Source organism: Streptomyces sp. NPDC039736 (assembly GCF_055596485.1).
Map to the genome: position 1 here is coordinate 830,778 of NZ_JBVIUQ010000001.1, position 19,280 is coordinate 850,057.

Below are 19,280 nucleotides of genomic sequence, written 5' to 3' on the forward strand. Positions count from 1 at the left end.
GGCGCGGCTGGTGCGCCGGGCGCTTCTCCCGCGCAGTCGTGCCATCGCCGTGCCGCCGTCGCGCCGGGAAGCCCCGGGCGGCCTACTTCTGCAGGTCCTTGTGCGCGTTCTCCGGCAGCCGGAAGAACACCGCCGACGAGACCAGGCACAGCGCGGCGACGTACCACGGGAACAGCCCCGGCCTGCCGATGTCCTTGAACATGGTCCCCATGTACGGCGCGGTCCCGCCGAACAGCGCCACCGTCAGCGAGTACGGGAACCCGATGCCCGAGGCGCGCACCTTCGCCGGGAAGATCTCCGCGTTGACCGCCGCCGAGATCGAGGTGAACCCCGTCAGCAGCACCATCCCGGCGCAGCTCACCAGCACCAGCGTGCCGAACGACACGCCCCCGTCGACGACCCGCAGCAGCGGCACGATCAGCAGCGCGAACCCAAGACCCGAGAACAGCAGCAGCGGACGCCGCCCGATCCGGTCCGAGAGCAGCCCGCCCAACGGCTGGAGGACGGCGAAGAACGCCAGCGAGATCGTCCCCGCGAGCAGCGCGTCCGACTTGTCGAAACCTCCGTTGAGCTCCGCGTACGTCGGCAGGTAGGACGTCCACGTGTAGTACGAGATGGTGCCGCCCGCGGTGATGCCGCAGATCAGCAGCGACTGACGCGGGTACTTGCGCAGCGCGTCGAACAGGCCCGGCCGCTCGGTGCGCTCCACCGGCGCGTGCGTCTCGTGCGCCCCGCGACGAATCCAGAACCCCACCAGGCTCAGCACCGCGCCGAGCAGGAACGGCACCCGCCAGCCCCACCCGTTCATCTGCCCGTCGCTCAGGTTCGACACCAGCAGCGCGGCGATCCCGGACGCGGCGAGCTGCCCCGCGGTCGTGGACACGTACTGGAAACTGGAGAACAGCCCGCGCCTGCCGGGCCCCGCCGACTCCACCAGGAACGTCGTCGAAGCGGCGAACTCCCCGCCCACGGACAGGCCCTGGAGCAACCGCGCCACCACCAGGACCACCGGCGCGAGCACCCCCACCGACGCGTACGTCGGCGTCAGCCCGACCAGCAGACTGCTGCCGCCCATCAGCAGGATCGTCACCGTCAGCGCGGTCCGCCGCCCGTGCCGGTCGGCGACCGCCCCGAGCAGCAGCCCGCCGACCGGCCGCATGAAGAACCCGACCGCGAACACGGCGAAGGTCGACAGCAGCGGCACGAGCGGACTGCCCGCGCTCCTGGGGAAGATCTGCGCGGCGATGAAGGTGGCGAGGAAGGTGTACGCGTACCAGTCGTACCACTCCACGGCATTGCCCACGGAGGCTGCGAGCAGTTGCCTGAGGGGTTTGCGGACGGGGTTCGGCGGCGCGGCCGGCCTGGTCGTCTCAGTCATGATCAGGACCCTCGCGGAATCGGGGGAGCCGCACAAGGGGCTTTCGTGAAGGCGGCGTTAAGGACTGCCGCCGTGACCGGGGAGACATCCGGCGCCGATCGGCCGTCCGCGCTGACTGGCGCATCAGTCGGTGCCACAATCCGCTGGCAGCGCACGATGCGCGTTGAGATTTGCTCAATACCTGCGTACGGTGGCCGACCATGCAGCAGCCCGAGGCCCCGCCCCCGGTGCGGGAACCCCCGCCCGACTCCGCCGCCGCGGTCGCCGCCCGCGTCCGGGAGGTCGTCGCCGCCGCGGGGGTCAGCCAGCGCGAGTTCGCCCGGCGGGTCGTGATGGACCCCTCGAAGCTCTCCCGCTCGCTCGGCGGCACCCGGCGCTTCACCGCCGCCGAACTGGCCCGGATCGCCGACACCGCCGGGGCGGACGTGGGGTGGCTGCTGGGGGCGCGTGCCCCGCAGACCGCACCGGTACGGCGTGGCGGCCGGGCGGCGACCGCGCCCGAGGGCGGCCGGCCCCGCCAGATCGTGCGGGAGACCGTCCGGCTGATCGCCGAGCGCGGCTTCCACGCCGTGCGGGTCGCCGACATCGCCGAGGCCTGCGCCACCAGCACCGCGGCCGTCCACTACCACTTCCCCGGCCGGGACGACCTCCTCGAAGCCGCCGTCCGCTGGTGCATGGACGAGGACACCGCCCGCCGGGCCGCCCGCGCCGACGACCCGGACCCCGCCGCCGAACTGCACCGGCTCATCGAACTCCAGGTCCCCTACACCGAGCAGCAGCGCCGCCAGTGGCTGGTCTGGGTCGACCTGTGGGCCGAGGCGGCCCGCTCGACCGCCGTGGGGCGGCTGCACGTCGACTACTACCGGCAGTGGCGGGACACCGTCGCCGACGTCCTGCGGCGCGGAGTCGACCAGGGCGTCTTCCGCCCCGGCACCGACCCGCAGGCCGCGGCGCTGAGCCTCACCGCCCTCATCGACGGACTCGCCGGCCAGGTGCTCGCGGCCGCCCCGGACGGGGACGGCACCAGCGCACGCGCCATGCACGACGCGCTCCTGGCCCATGTCGCCGCCACGCTCATCCCCTGACGCAGCGTCAACATCCGTCGTACACAAGGAGATTCACATGGCCGAAACCGCCGTCAACCAGAACGTCGTCATCACCTGCGCCCTCACCGGGGCGGGCGACACCGTCCGCAAGAGCCCGCACGTACCCGTCGCCCCGGAGCAGATAGCCGCCTCCGCCGTCGAGGCGGCCGAGGCCGGGGCCGCCGTCGTGCACATCCACGTCCGCGACCCCGAGACCGGCGACCCCTCCCGCGACCCGCGCCTCTACCGCGAAGTCGTCGAGCGGATCAAGGAGACCGGCACCGATGTCGTCATCAACCTCACCGCCGGCATGGGCGGCGACCTGGTGGTCGACCCGGACCAGCCGCTCAAGGGCTTCCCGCTGCCCGGCACCGACCTGGTCGGCGGGCTCGACCGGCTCCCGCACGTCGAGGACCTGCTCCCCGACATCTGCACGCTCGACTGCGGCTCGCTGAACTTCGGCGACAACCTCTACGTCTCCACCCCCGACATGCTCCGCGCCGGGGCCCGGCGCATCCAGGAGCTGGGCGTACGGCCCGAGTTGGAGATCTTCGACACCGGCCAGCTGTGGTTCGCCAAGCAGCTCAGGGCCGAGGGGCTGCTGGACGACCCCACCGTCTTCCAGCTCTGCATGGGCATCCCCTGGGGCGCGCCCGCCGACCCCGGCATCCTCCAGTCCATGGTCAACCTGCTGCCCGACGGCGCCCAGTTCGCCAGCTTCGCCCTCGGCCGGATGCAGATGCCGTGGGTGGCCCAGTCCATCCTGCTCGGCGGGCACGTCCGGGTCGGCCTGGAGGACAACCTCTACCTCGGCAAGGGCGACAAGGCCACCAACGCCCGACTCGTCGAGCGTGCCGTCACCATCACCGAGTCGCTGGGCTCCCGGGTCGCCACCGCGGACGAGGCCCGCACCGTGCTGGGCCTCAAGCCGCGCGACTGAAGTCCGGCTGGCCTAAGCCCGACTGCCGGAAAGCTCCATGCCCAAAAGCTCCATTGCCTGAAAGACCCATTGCCTGAAAATCTGTCACACCTGTTCCGCAGCACGAGGAGTTTCCCCCCACCATGACCTCCCCCACACCCCCCTGCGCCCCCGAGGACGTGCGCCGCGTCGCCTGTGTCGGCGCCGGTGTCATCGGCGGCGGCTGGGTCGCCCACTTCCTGGCCCGCGGCTACGACGTCACCGCCTGGGACCCCGCCCCCGACACCGAGCCGAAGCTGCGCCGCCTCGTGGACGCCGCCTGGCCCGCACTCACCCGGCTCGGCCTCGCCGAGGGTGCCTGCGCGGACCGGCTGACCGTCGCCGCGACCCTCCAGGAGGCCGTCGCCGACGCCCAGTTCGTCCAGGAGAGCGCCCCCGAGAAGCTGGAGCTGAAACGCGACCTGCTCCGCCGGCTCGACGCCGCCGCCCCCGCCGGAGTCGTCATCGCGTCCTCCACCTCCGGCTACCCGATGACCGACATGCAGACCGAGGCCGCCGACCCCGGCCGCCTCGTCGTCGGCCACCCCTTCAACCCGCCCTACCTCATCCCCCTGGTCGAGGTCGTCGGCGGCGAGCGCACCAGCGCCGGGACCGTCGCCTGGGCGTCCCGCTTCTACGAGGTCGCGGGCAAGTCCGTCATCACCATGGACCGGGAGGTCCCCGGCTTCATCGCCAACCGCCTCCAGGAAGCCCTGTGGCGCGAGGCCCTGCACATGATCGCCAACGGTGAGGCCACCGTCCGCGAGATCGACGCCTCCATCACCGAAGGGCCCGGTCTGCGCTGGGCCTTCATGGGACCGATGCTCACCTTCGCCCTCGCCGGCGGCGAGGGCGGCATGGCCCACATGCTCGACCACTTCGGCCCGTCCCTGAAGTCCCCGTGGACCCGCCTGGAAGCACCCGAACTCGACCGGAAGCTGTACGACGCGGTGGTCGCCGGATGCGACGAAGCCGCCGACGGGCGCACCATCGCCGACCTCGTCGCCGAACGCGACCGGGGCGTCATCGACGTCCTGCGCGCCACCGGCCGCCTGCCGCGGCAGCGCACCGCGGGGGAGGCGGCCGAGTGAGCGGCGAAGCACGCGTCGGGGACCGCCAGGACGTCACCGACACCACCGAACTGGACTGCGTCGTCGACTGCCTGCCGCTCGTCCACCACACGGTGCGTCCCGAGTGGATCGACTACAACGGCCACATGAGCGAGGCCTTCTACGTCCTCGTCTTCGGGTACGCCACCGACGCCATGATGATCGAGACCGGCCTGCACGCGGGCTACCGCGAGACCACCGGCTGCTCCCTCTACACGGTCGAGGCACACCTCCGCTACCTCGACGACGTACCGGAGGGCGCCCGCCTGGCCGTGCGCACCCGGGTGCTGGGCGTCGCCGCGAAGAAGGTGCGCTTCGCCCACGAACTGTTCGTCGTGGACACCGCGGTCTCGGGGGAGGCGCCCATGACCCTGCCGACCGAGGCCGAGCCCGTGGCCACCACCGAACTCCTCGCCCTGCACGTCGACCAGGCGGCGGGCCGCGCCACCGGCTTCCCGGAGATCATCCGCGAACGCCTGGCGAGCCTGACCGAGGACGCCCCGTCCTGGGCGGGCCGCTCCATCGCGGAGGTCCCGGCGGCCGCACCGGCCGCTGCCGACGCCCGGTAGCGGTCAACCGGTCCGGGCGTCGCGCTCCCGGAGTGCCGGGCCGGGCCGGGGCCGCGCGTGCTCAACCGGCTCGGACGTCGCGCTCCCGGTGCAGTTCGGCGGTCACCAGCAGCCGTATCTGCGCCTCCACCCAGGCGTCACGGACCGCCGTGACGCCCCGGGGGAGCGCGGCGGGAACCGCCCGCACCAGACCGGCGGCCCGGTCCAGCCCGCACCGGGCCAGCCGGTCCCCGGCGTCGTCCAGCGCGGACAGCACGGACGGCGGCGAACTCCGCAGCCCGTGGTGCGCGGCCTCGGCGAGCGCCGTCAGCGCCCGGCCGACCGCCGTGGCCACGTCGTCGTCCGCCCGGTGCGTGGCGGGCCCGCCCACCGGCGGCGGCACCCGGTCCGCCGACGCGGGCACGGAGCCGGACGCGGCCGGTGCGAGGTCCGGCACCGTCACCCCGGCCGGCGTCAGGACGGCGAGCGGGTCGATCCGGACGCGGCCACCGGCCCGGGACAGTACCCCGCTCACCCACCGCGTACCGGCGCCCTCCGCCAGCGCGTCGGCCAGGACGTCCAGCGCGTCCGGGCACCGCGGGTCGTACCCGGCACTCAGCACGGCCCCGTTGCCCGCCGCGTCCCGCACCTCGGCCGACAGCCGCTGCCCGGCCGGGTCGTATGCCACCGGGCCCACCCACGAGAGCTCCACCACCCGTACGGCCTCCGCCGCCACCCGCGGGCGCAGCAGCCGGGGCGGCCGACGGTCCCAGTCGGCGGTGTGCGCCGCCAGGTCCCGGACCAGAAGGGGTTCCGGCAGCGAGGTCCAGGCCGAACCCACCGCGACGACCGTCGTCGTGGCGACCCGGCTGCGGCCCAGCACCAGCGCGCGGCCCGCCGTGCGCCGGGCGCTCTCGCTGATCAGACTGCCCGTGGCGAGCGCCCGCAGGGTGGTGCCCAGCACGCGCCGGGTCCCGACGTCGGGGCCGCTCGGCGGCGGGGTCCCGTCGCCCTCCCGTGCCGTCCACTCCCTGCGCAGCACCAGCACGACGCCCGCTTCGGGGTGTGCGAAGAACACCTCGGCGCACGTCGCCGGGCCCGCGCCGCGCACCCGGCAGCCCAGGGCGACCAGCCGGACCCGGCGCAGCGCGGTCTCCCCGGCCTCCCGCACGCCCAGCACGTCGGCGTACGCGCCGGGACCGGCGGCGGCGACCCGGTGCCGGGCGTACAACTCACCGGCCAGCGCGGCCAGGTCCTCGGCCCGGTGGGCGGCGCTGCGGTCCCCGTACGCCTCGACCTGTGCGGCGAGGTCGGCGACGACCCCTGCGGGCCAGTGCAGTCCGGCCGAGGCCAGGGCCGTGCCGCTCGACCGGAGGGAGCCGCCGACGAGCGGGCCCGCGTGGGCGACGCCGTCGGCGAGGAGGTCGTCCACGGCGGTGACCGCACGGTCCAGGGCGGTGCGGGCCGCGCGGGACGGGTGGTGGCCGCCGCCCACCTCCAGCCGGACGGGAGCGGCCGCCCCCGACTCGGAGGGCCGCGCCCCGGCCGCCCGGAAGGCCCAGACGGCGAGCGCCAGCATCTCGCCGCGCAGTGCGGGGGAGGCGTCCGTGAGCGCGTGGCCGATCTCGCCGGGCACGGGGAACCGCACGGTGCAGGTGGGCAGTTCGACCCACGGTTCGGGTGCGGCGGGCGTGGCCGGATGCACCTCGGCGGTGTACCCGCCTTCGAAGACCCGCCGGGCCCGCGCCAGCGCACGCGCGCCGACGGCGGCAGCGAGCGCCTCGTCGCCGAACGCGCCGGGGGACCAGGGAGCGGGCGGCTCCCCGTCGGCGGCTGCGACCGCCTCCGGCCCCGCGGCCGCCGACCGCTGGTGCGCCAGGACCAGGCCGACGAGGTGCCGGCAGATGCCGGGCGCGGCGCACGAGCAGCGGCCGCGGTCCAGGCCCGCGCCGGGCGGCAGCTCCGTTTGCGTGCCGTCCTCGTACACGGCCCGTACGAGACCGTCGTCGGCGACCGAGACGTCCGGGCCCGCCCCCGCGTCCAGGTCCTTCGTCGCGCGCTTGACCAGGCCCCGGTTGGCCAGCGAGGCGAGCGTGTCGGGGGAGAGGGCCAGCAGGTCCGCCCGGACGGCCGCTCGTGCCGTCATCGTCCCGCCAGCCGCTCGGCGACGAACACGGCGAGCTGCCCCGGTGTCATCGCCCCCATGTGGGCCCCCGCGTCCGCGAGCCGTTGGCCCAGCTCCCTGTCGTACGCCGGGTTCGCGTCCTCGTCGAGGGCGGCCAGCCCGAGCACGGTCGTGCCCTGCTCGACCAGCCCGCGCACGGTCCGCACCAGGCGGTACGGGTCGCCGCCCTCGTGGAAGTCGCTCACCACGGCGAACACGCACCGCCGCGGGTTCTCGACCAGGCCCGCCCCGTAGTCCACGGCCCGCGCGATGTCGGTGCCGCCGCCGAGCTGCACCCGCATCAGGAGCTCCACCGGGTCCGTGACGTCGCCGGTCAGGTCGACGACGGAGGTGTCGAAGGCGACCAGACGGGTCTTCAGCCCCGGCAGCCCCCACAGGCAGGCGGCGGTCACCGCCGAGTGGATCACGGAGCCCGCCATCGAGCCGGACTGGTCGACGAGCAGCACCAACTGCCACTGGTCGAGGTGGCGTGCGGTACGCGAGTGGAAGTGCGGTTTCTCGATCAGCAGCCGCTTCTCCCGCGGGCGGTAGTGCGCCAGGTTGGCCCGGACGGTGGCGCGGAAGTCGAAGTTCCGGGCCACCTGGCGGTTGCCGGGGCGGCGCGAGCGGGTGCCGTGGAAAGCCTGCCGGATCTCGGGGCGCAGCCGCTCCGTCAGGTGCCGCACCACCTCCGCCACGATGCGCCGGGCGAGCCGCAGCACCTCCGGGTTCATCAGGTGCTTCGTGCGCAGGACCGCCTTGAGCAGGGTGGCGCTGGGCTCGACCCGTTCCAGGACCGCCGGGTCGGTGACGATCTCCTCGATGCCGTAGCGCTCCACGGCATCCCGCTCCAGCCGCTCCACGGTCTCCTTCGGGAAGAGCCGGTGCACCTCGTCGAGCCAGTCGACGGCCGTCACCGCCGACGGTCCGTGCCCCGCGCCACGACCGCGTTCCGCACCGCCACCGGCGCCCCGGGCGCGCCGCACACCGCGCCGGGCGAGGTCCGGGTCCCGCCCGTACAGCCACTCCAGGGCCGCGTCCCGCGCCGCCGCCCGCCCGGCGAGCCCGCCCGCGGGGCGCTCGGCGGGCTCGCCCAGGATCAACCGCCACCGCTCCAGCGCGGCGTCCCCGCCCCGGTCGTCGCCACGCCCGCCCGCGCCGCTGCCGTCGCCGGCCGTGCCGGTACCGGCGTGCGGGGCCGGGGCCGCCGCGGTGCCGTGCTCCTCGGCGGCCGGTTCGTCGTCGCTCATCGCGGTGCTCCTTCCTGCGGCCGTCGGTCGTCGTTCATCGGGGCGTTCCGTCCTTGCCGCTGTCGGTCGTCGCTCATCGCCGCACCTCGTCCTGCGGCCGTTGCGTGTGTTCCGCCCCGGGCGAAGCGGTGTCCAGCCCGTACCGGGCGAGCAGGTCGTCCACGGACTTCTCCAGGGCCCGGCCCTCGGCCACCACCAGCGGGTCCGTACCCGTGCGCAGCAGGGAGCGTGCCGAGCCCCGCAGCCGGCGTCGCTCCAGCAACTGCCGCGCGATGTGCTCGCGTTCCCTGGGCGGGAAGAACGCGAAGGCCTGCCGCAGCGAGGGCAGGGCCACCAGGAACTCCTCGTCGGACATGGCCCCGACGAGCGAGTCCAGCACGCCGACGAGCGCGTCGCCCGCCGGGCCCCGCGCCCGGGAGACCTGGTCGCGGGCCACCGCGAAGAGGCCGGCCAGCCAGTCCCCGAGCTGCTCGCCGCTCCCGGCGAGCGCGAACACCTCGTCGGCGGCCGCGCGCGGCAGGGACCTGCCGCCCCGGGCAGACCCCGGTCCGGTACGCGAGGACGCCGACCGGGTACTGCCCCCGGCCTCCTTCTCACCTTCCTGCCGTTCCTGCCGTTCCTCCCGCGCCCCTCGTTCCTCCCGCACCAGCGTCCGGCACAGCGCGAAGGCCGCGCCCCGCAGATCGGCAGGGGCTTCCGCGTCCCGGGAGACACGGCGGGCCGCGTCCGCCACCGCCTCCCGCGGCACCGGCACCGCTTCCGGCGCGTGCACGCACGCGTCACGCAGGGCCACCACCGCGCGCAGCCGCCCGAAGTCCACGCCCGGCCCTCCGCGCAGCCCCTCCAGCAGCCACAGACCCCGCAGGGCCGCCTCGCCCACCAGTGCGCCCAGCAGGGGTCCGCGCGCCACCCCGAACACCCGGTCGTGCCGCCACAGCCCGAGTGCCGTCGCCAGCACCTCACCCAGCGCCCCGGGCTCCTTCACCTCCCCGACACCCGTGGCGAGTTCGGCCAGCAGCCGGTCCGACACCGAGGCCGCCCCGCACAGCACCGCGTCGAACAGGGCGGCCGCGAGTCCTTCCCGGCCCGCGCCCCCGGCCCGCTCCGCGAGCACGGCGGCGGCCGCCCCGTCGAGCCGAGCCCCGTACGATCCGGCCTCGACCAGTGCCGCGTCCCGGCCGGCGCGCTCCCCGGGCTCCCAGCGCTCGGTGAACACCGGATCCGCACCGTGCGCCGGGCCCGCAGTCCGTTCGTGCCCCGGCACGCCGAGCACGCGCAGCCGGTGCAGGAGACGGCTGCGCTCCAGGTCCCGGCCGTCGCCAAGGTCCAGCGTCAGCGGCCGGCCGGTGCGGATTCCCGCATCGGCCAGCAGCGCCGCGACCTCGTGCACCAGGGGCGGTGCGGGGGTGTTCGGATGCAGCCGACCCACCCGGTCACCGCTGCACGCGGCCACCATCTCGACCACCACCGGATGCGTCCCCGCGGCGAGCCCGCCCCGGCCGGTCCACGGCAGCGGACCGGCCAGGTCGTCCGTGATCAGCGCACCGGCCAGCCCGTCCAGCACGTCCGTCCTGGCCGGGCGGGAGTGCCCGCGCAGCAGGGCCAGCCCCCGGGTGAGGGCACGGGCGGCCACGAGATCGGCCGTGGACACCGGGTGCCTGCGGGCGCGCAGCCGCCCGGCGACGGCCCGCACCAGCGCGTCGGCCGCCTCCCGCGGCCCGCGCTCCCACACCTGCTCGTAGTAGCCCGGCGACGGCATCCCCGACTGGTACCCGGCGAAGGCGTCCAACTGCCGGTAGGAGTACGGCACCAGATAGCTGCCGGCCACCGCGTCCGGTTCCGGCAGCGGAACCTCCGGCCACTCCTGCCCCGCGCCGGCCTCCGCGTCCGCCCCGGTCAGCCCCCGCAGCGCGGGAGTGTGGAAGCCGCCCGTGACGACCAGCACCGGACGGTCGCCCGCCGCCCGGGCAGCCGCCCGCACCCAGGACGCCATGTACGCCTCGCGCGCCGTGTCGCCCGGTTCCGCCTGGGCATCGCCGCGCACCAGGTCGAAGTAGGCGTCCAGCCGCTCCCACAGCCCGTCCGCGGGCTCCACCTCGAACAACCGGTCCCAGAGCGCGTCCACGGAGTCCACCGCGAACCGCTCGCACAGGCGCTCCGTCGCCCGCGCGTACCGCAGCTCCGCGTCCGCGTACCGGTTGGCGCGCTCGGCGAACGCCGGATGCCAGGCCGGCAGATCGATGAAGGCGACCTGCGCACCGGCCGCCCGGCCCGCCGTCAGCGCCACCCATTCCGGGGAGTACGCGCACAGCGGCGTCCACGAGGTCGCCGACCGGCCGGCGTGGCGGTAGTGGCTGAAGACCGCCACCGGCAGCTCGTGCCCCAGCAGCAGTTCGTCCAGCCGCCCGTTCATGTCCGCCGGGCCCTCCACCAGGACGTACGCGGGACGCAGCTCCTCGATCGCGGCGGCGACCAGCCGCGCGCAGGCGGGGGAGTGGTGCCGCACCCCCAACAGCCGCACCCGCCCGCCCATCGCCCTCACCCGTCCAGCAGGTGGCGTGCGTCGTACAGGGCCTTCCACTGCGGGCCGCGCCGCCGGGACACCTGCTGCTCCAGATAGCGGCGCAGCCTGGCCAGGTCCTCCGGGCTGTCCTTCGCCGCGGTGCCCGCCAGACACGCCGCCACGTCGGCGGCGCTGCCCGCCTCGCCGCGCAGGAACCAGCCCCGTACGCCCACCGCGTGCGCCACCGACACCGCCTCGGCGGTGCTCATCACCGCCGAGAGCCGGTCCGGCGCCCTCTCCTCGCCCCCACCGCCCGCCCGCAGCTCCCGGAACGTGCCGACCAGGACCTCCAGTACGTCCCGCTCCGGGGCGACGGTCACCCCGGAGCGGGCGAGCAGCGCGGTCGCCTCCGCCTCCACCAGGGCCAGTTCGGTGTCGAGGTCGGGAATCGGGAACACCGTCTCGAAGTTGAACCGGCGCTTGAGCGCCGCGCTCATCTCGTTGACGCCCCGGTCCCGGGTGTTCGCCGTCGCGACGACGTTGAACCCCTGCCGGGCGAAGACCATCCCCTCCGGCCCCGTCAGCTCCGGAACGGCCACCACCCGCTCCGACAGCAGCGACAGCAGCGAGTCCTGGACCTCCGGCGGGCACCGGGTGATCTCCTCGAACCGCACGACCTTGCCCTCGGCCATGCCGCGCAGCATCGGCGCGGGCACCAGCGACCGCGCCGAGGGGCCCTCCGAGACCAGGAGCGCGTAGTTCCACCCGTACTTGATCTGGTCCTCGGTGGTGGCCGCGCCGCCCTGCACGGTCAGCGTCGACGTGCCGCTGACGGCCGCCGCGATCAGTTCCGACAGCAGCGACTTCGCGGTGCCCGGTTCGCCCACCAGCATCAGCCCGCGGTTCGTCGCCAGCGTCACCAGCGCCCGGTCCACCAGGGACGGACTGCCCACGAACTTGCGGCTGATCCCGCTCTGCTCGTCCCCGACGACGAAGCTGCGGGCCGCCCGCAGGCTCAGCGCCCAGCCCGGCGGCCGGGGTCCGGTGTCCCCGGCGCGCAGCGCGGCCAGCTCGTCCGCGTACCGGACCTCGGCGGGCGGCCGTTGCAGCGACTCCTGCTCCGCCGTCAGGTGGTCGACGCTCACCTGGCCGCCCCTTCCGTGAGGTACGTCAGGTCGGCCAGCAGCTCGGAGGCGGTGATCCCGTCGAGGTTCGCGAACCGCAGCACGGAGTCGTCGCCGTACCAGCGGTGCACCGGACGGGTGCTCAGCGCCACCGCGTCCAGCCGCTGTTCCGGGATCTGGTCGATCGCGCCGACGGCGATGCCGCCGTCGAGGCCGATCACCAGGTACAGGTCGTCGCCGAGCTTCTTGCTGATCTCGTTCTCGATCCCGTTGTCCTCGGGGCTGCCGCGCCGCCAGCCCCGCTTGGTCAGGCCGAGCACCGTCGTGGTCGGGACGGTGAGCCCCTCGAAGCGGGCCAGCCGGACGGCTCCGGCCTCCTCGGCGGTCAGCCGGTGCACGGCCCGCCCCAACTGGGCGAAGGGCTGGAGGATCTCGTAGTCCGCGAACACCTCCGCCCAGGCCGCCACCCCGGCCTCGCCCAGCGTCAGCGGATGCGCGAGCCGCACCGACGCGTCGTCGGGCAGGGCGAAGGCGTCGTCCTCGGCGTCGGCGAACGTACGGTCCTCCGCCACCCGGAACGCCGTGTCCGGCGCGCCCGCCCCGGAGGGCGTGCTCACCCACACCAGCCGGCGCACCAGGTGCCACACCAGGGGGTGCGCCACCAGCAGCCCCCGGAACTCCTCCGCCGTCCACGACCGGCCCGCGACCATCGCGGCCTCCAGCCGCCGCACCTGGTCGGAGGCGAGGGTCCGCACGTCCTTCTTCAACGTCATGAACCGCTTGCGCTCCGCCGGCGCCAGCCCGGCGTCGTCCTTCGCACCCGGCTTCGGCAGGTCCTTGAGACGCTTGCCGTCCGCGTCCAGGACGCAGGGCCGCAACTGCTCGTCGAAGGTGACGGTGAACGTCCGCGTCCCGTAGTCGACGACCGTGGCACCGTCGGCGTCGAGCCCGAGGTCGGGCACCAGGCGGTCCGCGAGCTGCTCGGCGGTCAGGCCGAGGTTCTCCGCGATCTGCCCGATCTTCTCCTGCGCCTTCGCCTTCAGCGCCTTGAACTTCACCCACTGCGCGATGCCGTGCAGATGCAGCAGGGCCACGTCCGTGCCGATCGCGGCCAGGACCTCCAGCCCCTCCACCGCCCGGTGGTGGGCCCCCGCGCCGGGCCAGATCCGCAGCAGCGGCGTGAGCCGCCGTACCGTCCCGTCGTCACCGAGCAGCCCCAGGGCGTGCAGCGCCCAGGACTCCTTCGACGGCAGGCCCGCGAGCCGCCACTGCTCGAACAACGCCCAGCCGAACTCCGCGAGCGACGCCCGGTCGCAGGTCTCCAGCACCGTCGCCACCCCCGGGTACGGCTCTCCGGGCTTCGACAGCGCCAGCATCGTCAGCACATGCCGTGCCGACTCCACCGGCAGCGCCGCCGCCCCGCCCCGCACGGTGACCGGCGGCAGCAGCCCCGGCTCCGCCCACACCGGGACGACCGGCATCTTCGACGGCAGCGCGGCCCGCAGCGGATCGGCGTGCAGCAGCACGTCGACGGCCCCGGCGGCTTTCGGCCCGTACGCCTCGGCCGCCGTCATGACCACTTGGGGGCCCTGCTGCGAGGCGATCAGCCGCAGGGCGCCCTCGGCCGCCCGGCGTTTGCGTCCCGCCGTGCCCACGGCGTCCGGCACCAGCAGCCCGGCGGCCACCGCCCCGTGCCGCCGGAACCAGGACTCGGCGATCGAGGAGACGGATTTCGGCCGGGTCAGCCAGTCGGTCATCAGCCGCGCCAGCACGACGTCGACGAACGGCAGCAGCACCCGTCCCAGCATCGCCGGACGGCGCGGCACCACCCGCTTCAGCATGGGGAGCGCGTCCAGCCCGAACCTCGCCGCCACCGGTTCGAGAAGACCTTCCGCGCTCCAGATGTCCGAGGGCGACCAGCCGTCCAGCCACGGACGCACCTCCTCCTCGGGGCGGAGCACGAACAGGACGGCCGATGCCGTCGACGCCTCGGTCAGCGACGAGCGCACCTCCTCCGGCCGGAGCTTCGGCGCCTCCTTCCCGTAGTAGCCGTCGTGGTACCAGGACCTGGTGCGCGCCCACTCCTCCCGCTCACCCGGCAGCCACACCACCGCGGGGTCCGCCGTCGCCGCCGGCACCGCCACCGCCCGCGGCGCGGCGATGCGGCCGTCCGGCCGCGACCACGGCGGCGACACCAGCACCTCCGGCAGGTCGGCCGCCACCGCTTCCGGCAGCCGGCCCGACTCCGCCACCAGCGGCCGCACCACCGCCGCGACCTCTTCGGGCAGGGACGGCAGAACCGCCTCCACCAGCGCCCGCCGCCCGTGCACCAGCCCCCGCAGCAACTGGCCCGCGGCCGACCCGTCCCGCGCGGAGACGAGCACCAACTGCCGCAGCGCCCGCACCGGCCAGCGCGTGACCGCCTCCTGGAGCGCGGGGCCGACCCGCTTGTCGCCCACCCGGTGCAGCAGCGCCGCGAAGGCGTCCTCCGTGGGGAACTCGGCCAGCGCCCCGGCCATCGTCCGCAGACCGTCGGAGTCGACGTACGCTCCCCGTACCTGCTCGATCAGCGGCGTCGCCGCCGTCACCCCGATCCCCTCGGCCAGCGTCGCGATGGTCGCGACGGACCAGCCCCGCCCGCCGGGGTACGGCGTTCCGCCGAGCCGCTCCCACTGCTCCGGTGCGCTCAGCGAGCACAACAGCAGGGAGAGCACCTCGCCGCCCTCCTTGCCGGGGTCCGCACAGCACGCGTCGACCCACTCGGTCTCGGTCGGCAGCAGATACGCCGCCACGATCCGCCGCCGCCCCGCGCCCAGGTGGCGGCCCACCGCCTCCACGGTCCGTGCGTACGTGTCCTCGTCGCAGGCCGCGAGCAGGGCACGCGTCCGGTCCACCAGCGCACGGCGGCCGACCACCCGGTAGGACCCCTCGCCCTGCGGCAGCACCTTCAATGAGGTGTCCGCGCCATTCGGCCGGTAGAGGTCGGTCTCGACGTGGACGTCCAGGTACTCGACCACGGCGCGCGCCGTGAACGGCAGTCCGTACAGCGCGACGCAGGCGTCCACCCAGTGCTTGACGCCCCCGCTGTAGAAGTGGGAGCCGTCCTCGGCCATCGCCAGGACCGCGCCCGCCCCCACCGGGTCCGGGCTGCCGCCCAGATGTGCCCGCGCCGCCTCGACCAGGCCAGGCTCGCTCTCGGACGAGTTCAGGCACGCGTCGATCCTCGGCGCGGCCTCGGCGACGCACCGCTGGAAGTCCTCGACCGCCGTCCGCGGAGCCGGCGCGGGCCTGCGCGGGACGCCCCCGCGCCGGGGGTGCAGCAGACGCCGCCAGGAGTCCGGCAGTACGAAGGTCTCCTCGTCCGGAATCACCACGGCGGCGCCCTCGGCCTCCGTCGCACGCACCTCTTCCGCGGTCACCGGCACGGACCCGGAAACCGCGGGCACCGGAGCAGGACCGGAAGCCGCGGCCACCGGAGCAGGACCGGAAGCCGCCACCCGCACGGACCCGGAAGCCGAAGGTCCGACCCTCGCGTACCCCTTCCGCTCCTTCTCCGCCACCGTCTTCGCCAGCGCCTCCCGCGTGGCCTCCGCCGACGCGTATTCCTTGACCTGCCCCCGGCCGTCCGACCCGATCCGTCCGTACCGCACCGTCAGCGTGGTGCCGGCCGCCTCGGCCTCCCAGAACTTGGCCGAACCGCCCTCGACGTACTCCCAGCGCCCCACTGTCCCCACCCCGTCGTGCCCGTGCCGGACGGTCCCCCGGACCGCCTTTCGATCAAGTGGGAACACAGTAGCGAGCGGCACTGACAACGCCCCCGACGGCAGTTGCCGAAGACCCCGTCGGAGCGGTCTCCCAGCAGGCCGGGGGCACAACGCGGAAGCGGTCTCAGGGGCAGGCGGGCAGCCCGTCCACCCATACCGGCGTCGTCCCCGCGAGCCTGCACACCATCAGGTAGAGGGGGATCGGCGGAGTGTACGGAGCCGGGCCCTCGGGCCGGTGGACCAACCGGGTGCGCGGAGCGGCGACATAGGCCCCGGCCGCGTACCGCGCGGGTTCCGGCCACGGCACCCCGAGGTCGGAGCCGGAGGGCACGATCCACCACCAGAGCTCCTCGTCGCCCCTCCCGTCGGCGAACACGCACCCGGGGCGCGGCAACTGCCGCAGCAGCCGCTGCCCGTGCCGGGCCGGCAGCCCCACCGCGTCGCAGCCGAGCGGGGTGTGGTCCAGGGTGGGCGGCAGCGGCAGCCGGGCGGGGCCGCCCGCGCCGGCCCTGCGGACCCGGGTGAGCCGGGCGGCGAGGCGGTGGCTCATCGCAGCGGGCCGCCCTGCGCGGCAGCGGCGGGCGGGACCACGTCGTCGCAGGCGTGCGGGAGTTCCGCCCACACCGTGCGGCCCGAATCCAGGTCGTTCTCCTGCGTCCCCCACGCGTCGCACATCCCGTCGACCAGCACGAGACCGCGCCCGTGCTCGCCCGCGTCCTGCGCGGTGCGCCGCAGTCGGGGACCCAGCGGCCCGACGCCCTCGTCGCACACCGCGATCCGCAGCCTGCCCCCGGCGTCGACCAGTTCGCAGCGCACCCGCTCGCTGCCCGTGTGGATCACCGCGTTGGTGACGAGTTCCGAGACGACCAACGAGGCGGCGAAGCCGACGTCCTCGCCCAGGCCCCAGTCGGTCAGCCGGTCGGTGGTCAGGTGCCGTGCGCGCGCGACCGACTCCGGACATGCGGGCAGGACGAAACCGTACCGACGGACGCGGGCCTCCTGAAGCGGGCCCGTGACCGGGGAGAAGAGCGTGGAGCCAGGTACCACGACCGCATCCTTAACCAAGGGGGGAGCGACCACCGTGCACCGCCTCCCCCGATGCGGTGCACGGTAGCCGCGTGAACCAGTTCACACCTCAACTCTCTCTCTGCCCCCGTCACTTGGCAAGGGGCACTCTGAAATTTCCAGAGTGTCGTTTCGTAGATCAAGACCGCATGGCACACTGCATCGCAACAGCACGTAGAGCACAATCGCCATTCAGTGACGGTGAGTTACGGGGAGGTTTCCCATGAGTGAACCGCGGTCCGCCCCGACCGTCGGGCAGGTGGTGCTCGGCAAGCGTCTGCAGGACCTGCGCGAACGCGCCGGGCTCACGCGCGACCACGCCGCCAAGGTGCTGCACGTCGCCGCGGCCACCGTGCGCCGGATGGAGACCGCCGAGGTCGCCCTCAAGATTCCGTACGTGCAGGTCCTGCTGAAGGAGTACGGCTGCACGGAGGCCGACTCCGAGGACTTCGTCCGGCTCGCCCAGGAGGCCAACCAGCCCGGCTGGTGGCAGCGGTTCCACGCGATCCTGCCCGACTGGTTCAGCATGTACGTGAGCCTGGAGGGCGCCGCCTCCGTCATCCGCACCTACGACCCGCACTTCGTCCCCGGCCTCCTCCAGACCGAGGACTACGCCCGCGCCGTGATGCGCAGCGGAGTCGTCGGGCAGACCCGCCCCGAGGACATCGAACGGTACGTCGCCCTGCGCATGCAGCGGCAGGAACTGCTCACCGGACCCGACGCCCCCACCCTCTGGGCGATCATGGACGAAACGGTCCTGCGCCGCATGGCCGGCGGCCCGGACGTGATGCGCGCCCAGGCCGACCGGCTGCTGGAGGCCGCCGAGCTGCCCAACGTCACCCTGCAGCTCGCCGAGTTCAGCAGCGGCCCGCACCCGGGCACCTTCGGCCCCTTCATCCTCTTCCGCTTCGCCGTGCCGGAACTCCCCGACATGGCCTACAGCGAATACCTGACCGGCGCCGTCTACCTCGACGCGCGGCCCGAGGTGGCCACCCACCTCGAAGTCATGGACCGCATGGCGGCGCAGGCCGCCACCGCGGCCCGCACGAAGGAGATCCTCGCGGATTTCCGCAAGGAGCTCTGACCCGTCATGTCCCGCGTTCCCCGCACCCCCCGCCCGGACCGGCGCGCCGCCCGCCGCGCCGATCTGCGTCCGGGCCGCCGCATCTACAACGGCATGCCCGCCGCCGACCTGCCCGCCGACGGCTGGACCAAACCCTGGAGCGGCGGCAACGGCGGCGCCTGCGTCGAGACCATGAAGCTCGCCGACGGCCGCGTCGCCGTCCGCCAGTCCACCGATCCCGACGGGCCCGCGCTGATCTACACCCCCGGTGAGATCGCCGCCTTCATCCAGGGCGCGAAGGCGGGCAAGGCGGACTTCCTGCTCACCTGAGCCCGCTCCGCCCGCGCCGCCCCGCCGGAACACCCCGACGCGCGGGCGCCCACCCGAGCGTCCCTCAGTACCCTTCATCCCTTGGCCACTTGACCTCCCAGGAGACCTCCATGACCGGGCAGGACCGCACCACCGGCAGCTCCCCCTCCATCGAGATCGACACGAGCAAGCCGCACCCTGCCCGGATGTACGACTGGTTCCTGGGCGGCAAGGACAACTACCCCGTCGACGAGGAGATGGCCAAGCAGCTCCTCCAGCTCGACCCGCGCGGACGGGAGATGGCCCGCGTCAACCGCGCGGTCATGCACCGGGCCACCCGCTGGCTCGCCGAGCACGGCATCCGCCAGTTCCTCGACATCGGCACCGGCATACCCACCGAGCCCAACCTGCACCAGATCGCGCAGGCCGCGGCCCCCGAGTCGCGCATCGTCTACTGCGACTACGACCCCATCGTCCTCGCCCACGCCGAGGCCCTGCTGCGCAGCACCCCCGAAGGCGTCACCGAGTACATCCAGGCCGACGCCCGCGATCCCGAGTCCATCCTGGAGCGGGCGGGCAAGGTCCTCGACTTCGACCGGCCGATCGCCCTCTCGCTGGTCGCCCTGCTGCACTTCGTCGGCGACGAGGAAGGCGCGTACGAGATCGTCCGCAGTCTCATGGACCGCCTGGCGAGCGGCAGTTACCTCGTGCTGTCGCACGTGGCGCGCGACTTCGACCCCGAGGGCGCGGACAAGGCGGTCGCCATGTACAAGGCGCGCGGACTCACCCTCCAGCCGCGTTCGCGCGAGGAGGTCGTCCGCTTCTTCGAGGGCTACGAGCTGGTGGAACCCGGGGTCTCCCTGGCCGCCGACTGGCGCCCGGAGCTGGGCGAGGTCGTCCCGGTCCAGGGCGACGAGCCGATCCCCGGCTGGGTGGGCGTGGCCCGCAAGTCCTGACGAT

15 protein-coding genes are annotated in these 19,280 nt (G+C 74.4%); 7 read left to right on the forward strand and 8 right to left on the reverse strand.

Going from position 1 to position 19,280, the window contains the following annotated elements; translation table 11 throughout:
• Nucleotides 1-82 precede the first annotated feature (82 nt).
• A complete protein-coding gene (locus tag ACZ56L_RS03525; RefSeq protein ID WP_345218523.1) occupies nt 83-1,378 on the reverse strand; it encodes an MFS transporter in 1,296 nt (431 codons plus the stop codon).
• Between the two features lie 200 nt (nt 1,379-1,578).
• Here ACZ56L_RS03525 and ACZ56L_RS03530 point away from each other — a divergent pair, with 200 nt between their 5' ends.
• The 4 genes from ACZ56L_RS03530 to ACZ56L_RS03545 all read left to right on the forward strand — a co-directional run bounded on the left by ACZ56L_RS03530 (nt 1,579) and on the right by ACZ56L_RS03545 (nt 5,099).
• The gene (locus tag ACZ56L_RS03530; protein ID WP_471061054.1) at nt 1,579-2,463 is read left to right on the forward strand and encodes a TetR/AcrR family transcriptional regulator; all 885 of its coding nucleotides are present in this window, start codon (nt 1,579-1,581) and stop codon (nt 2,461-2,463) included.
• A 37-nt stretch (nt 2,464-2,500) separates the two neighbouring features.
• Nucleotides 2,501-3,403: a beta-keto acid cleavage family enzyme gene (locus ACZ56L_RS03535; RefSeq protein WP_471061057.1), complete on the forward strand. Its 903-nt coding sequence runs from the start codon at nt 2,501-2,503 to the stop codon at nt 3,401-3,403.
• Between the two features lie 122 nt (nt 3,404-3,525).
• Nucleotides 3,526-4,512 (forward strand): 3-hydroxyacyl-CoA dehydrogenase NAD-binding domain-containing protein, encoded by a 987-nt coding sequence (locus tag ACZ56L_RS03540; protein ID WP_471061060.1) that lies wholly within the window; start codon nt 3,526-3,528, stop codon nt 4,510-4,512.
• 50 nt (nt 4,513-4,562) lie between these two features.
• Nucleotides 4,563-5,099, forward strand: coding sequence for a thioesterase family protein (locus ACZ56L_RS03545; protein WP_345219081.1), 537 nt, complete (start codon nt 4,563-4,565; stop codon nt 5,097-5,099).
• 61 nt (nt 5,100-5,160) lie between these two features.
• Here ACZ56L_RS03545 and ACZ56L_RS03550 read toward each other — a convergent pair whose 3' ends face one another.
• From ACZ56L_RS03550 to ACZ56L_RS03580, 7 genes are all read right to left on the reverse strand, one after another.
• Nucleotides 5,161-7,224: a hypothetical protein gene (locus ACZ56L_RS03550; protein WP_471061063.1), complete on the reverse strand. Its 2,064-nt coding sequence runs from the start codon at nt 7,222-7,224 to the stop codon at nt 5,161-5,163.
• Nucleotides 7,221-8,492, reverse strand: coding sequence for a VWA domain-containing protein (locus ACZ56L_RS03555; RefSeq protein WP_471061066.1), 1,272 nt, complete (start codon nt 8,490-8,492; stop codon nt 7,221-7,223). Before ACZ56L_RS03555 ends, ACZ56L_RS03550 begins: the two co-directional genes overlap by 4 nt.
• Nucleotides 8,493-8,565: 73 nt before the next feature.
• On the reverse strand, nt 8,566-11,025 hold the full coding sequence (locus tag ACZ56L_RS03560) for a DUF5682 family protein (protein WP_471061069.1): 2,460 nt from the start codon (nt 11,023-11,025) through the stop codon (nt 8,566-8,568).
• Nucleotides 11,026-11,030: 5 nt separating this feature from the next.
• On the reverse strand, nt 11,031-12,140 hold the full coding sequence (locus ACZ56L_RS03565; protein WP_471061072.1) for an ATP-binding protein: 1,110 nt from the start codon (nt 12,138-12,140) through the stop codon (nt 11,031-11,033).
• The gene (locus tag ACZ56L_RS03570; RefSeq protein ID WP_471061075.1) at nt 12,137-15,844 is read right to left on the reverse strand and encodes a DUF4132 domain-containing protein; all 3,708 of its coding nucleotides are present in this window, start codon (nt 15,842-15,844) and stop codon (nt 12,137-12,139) included. The genes ACZ56L_RS03565 and ACZ56L_RS03570 overlap by 4 nt, the downstream gene beginning before the upstream one ends.
• A gap of 163 nt (nt 15,845-16,007) precedes the next feature.
• The gene (locus tag ACZ56L_RS03575) at nt 16,008-16,433 is read right to left on the reverse strand and encodes a hypothetical protein (RefSeq protein WP_345218543.1); all 426 of its coding nucleotides are present in this window, start codon (nt 16,431-16,433) and stop codon (nt 16,008-16,010) included.
• Nucleotides 16,430-16,930 carry an ATP-binding protein gene (locus tag ACZ56L_RS03580; protein ID WP_345218545.1) on the reverse strand — a complete coding sequence of 167 codons (501 nt, stop codon included), beginning with the start codon at nt 16,928-16,930 and terminating at the stop codon, nt 16,430-16,432. The genes ACZ56L_RS03575 and ACZ56L_RS03580 overlap by 4 nt, the downstream gene beginning before the upstream one ends.
• Before the next feature lie 241 nt (nt 16,931-17,171).
• Between ACZ56L_RS03580 and ACZ56L_RS03585 the strand changes: the two genes are divergently transcribed.
• The 3 genes from ACZ56L_RS03585 to ACZ56L_RS03595 all read left to right on the forward strand — a co-directional run bounded on the left by ACZ56L_RS03585 (nt 17,172) and on the right by ACZ56L_RS03595 (nt 19,276).
• Entirely contained in the window at nt 17,172-18,032 is an 861-nt protein-coding gene (locus tag ACZ56L_RS03585) for a helix-turn-helix domain-containing protein (RefSeq protein WP_471061078.1), read from the forward strand.
• A gap of 93 nt (nt 18,033-18,125) precedes the next feature.
• Nucleotides 18,126-18,341 carry a DUF397 domain-containing protein gene (locus ACZ56L_RS03590; protein ID WP_266660214.1) on the forward strand — a complete coding sequence of 72 codons (216 nt, stop codon included), beginning with the start codon at nt 18,126-18,128 and terminating at the stop codon, nt 18,339-18,341.
• 110 nt (nt 18,342-18,451) lie between these two features.
• Entirely contained in the window at nt 18,452-19,276 is an 825-nt protein-coding gene (locus ACZ56L_RS03595; protein WP_345218550.1) for an SAM-dependent methyltransferase, read from the forward strand.
• The last annotated feature ends 4 nt before the right edge of the window (nt 19,277-19,280 follow it).

Excerpts from the sequence above, each read along its gene's own strand:
- ACZ56L_RS03525 (WP_345218523.1), bottom strand. The coding sequence starts at position 1,378 with ATGACTGAGACGACCAGGCCGGCCGCGCCGCCGAACCCCGTCCGCAAA.
- ACZ56L_RS03530 (WP_471061054.1), top strand. The coding sequence starts at position 1,579 with ATGCAGCAGCCCGAGGCCCCGCCCCCGGTGCGGGAACCCCCGCCCGAC.
- ACZ56L_RS03535 (WP_471061057.1), top strand. The coding sequence starts at position 2,501 with ATGGCCGAAACCGCCGTCAACCAGAACGTCGTCATCACCTGCGCCCTC.
- ACZ56L_RS03540 (WP_471061060.1), top strand. The coding sequence starts at position 3,526 with ATGACCTCCCCCACACCCCCCTGCGCCCCCGAGGACGTGCGCCGCGTC.
- ACZ56L_RS03550 (WP_471061063.1), bottom strand. The coding sequence starts at position 7,224 with ATGACGGCACGAGCGGCCGTCCGGGCGGACCTGCTGGCCCTCTCCCCC.
- ACZ56L_RS03555 (WP_471061066.1), bottom strand. The coding sequence starts at position 8,492 with ATGAGCGACGACGAACCGGCCGCCGAGGAGCACGGCACCGCGGCGGCC.
- ACZ56L_RS03560 (WP_471061069.1), bottom strand. The coding sequence starts at position 11,025 with ATGGGCGGGCGGGTGCGGCTGTTGGGGGTGCGGCACCACTCCCCCGCC.
- ACZ56L_RS03575 (WP_345218543.1), bottom strand. The coding sequence starts at position 16,433 with ATGAGCCACCGCCTCGCCGCCCGGCTCACCCGGGTCCGCAGGGCCGGC.
- ACZ56L_RS03585 (WP_471061078.1), top strand. The coding sequence starts at position 17,172 with ATGAGTGAACCGCGGTCCGCCCCGACCGTCGGGCAGGTGGTGCTCGGC.
- ACZ56L_RS03590 (WP_266660214.1), top strand. The coding sequence starts at position 18,126 with ATGCCCGCCGCCGACCTGCCCGCCGACGGCTGGACCAAACCCTGGAGC.
- ACZ56L_RS03595 (WP_345218550.1), top strand. The coding sequence starts at position 18,452 with ATGACCGGGCAGGACCGCACCACCGGCAGCTCCCCCTCCATCGAGATC.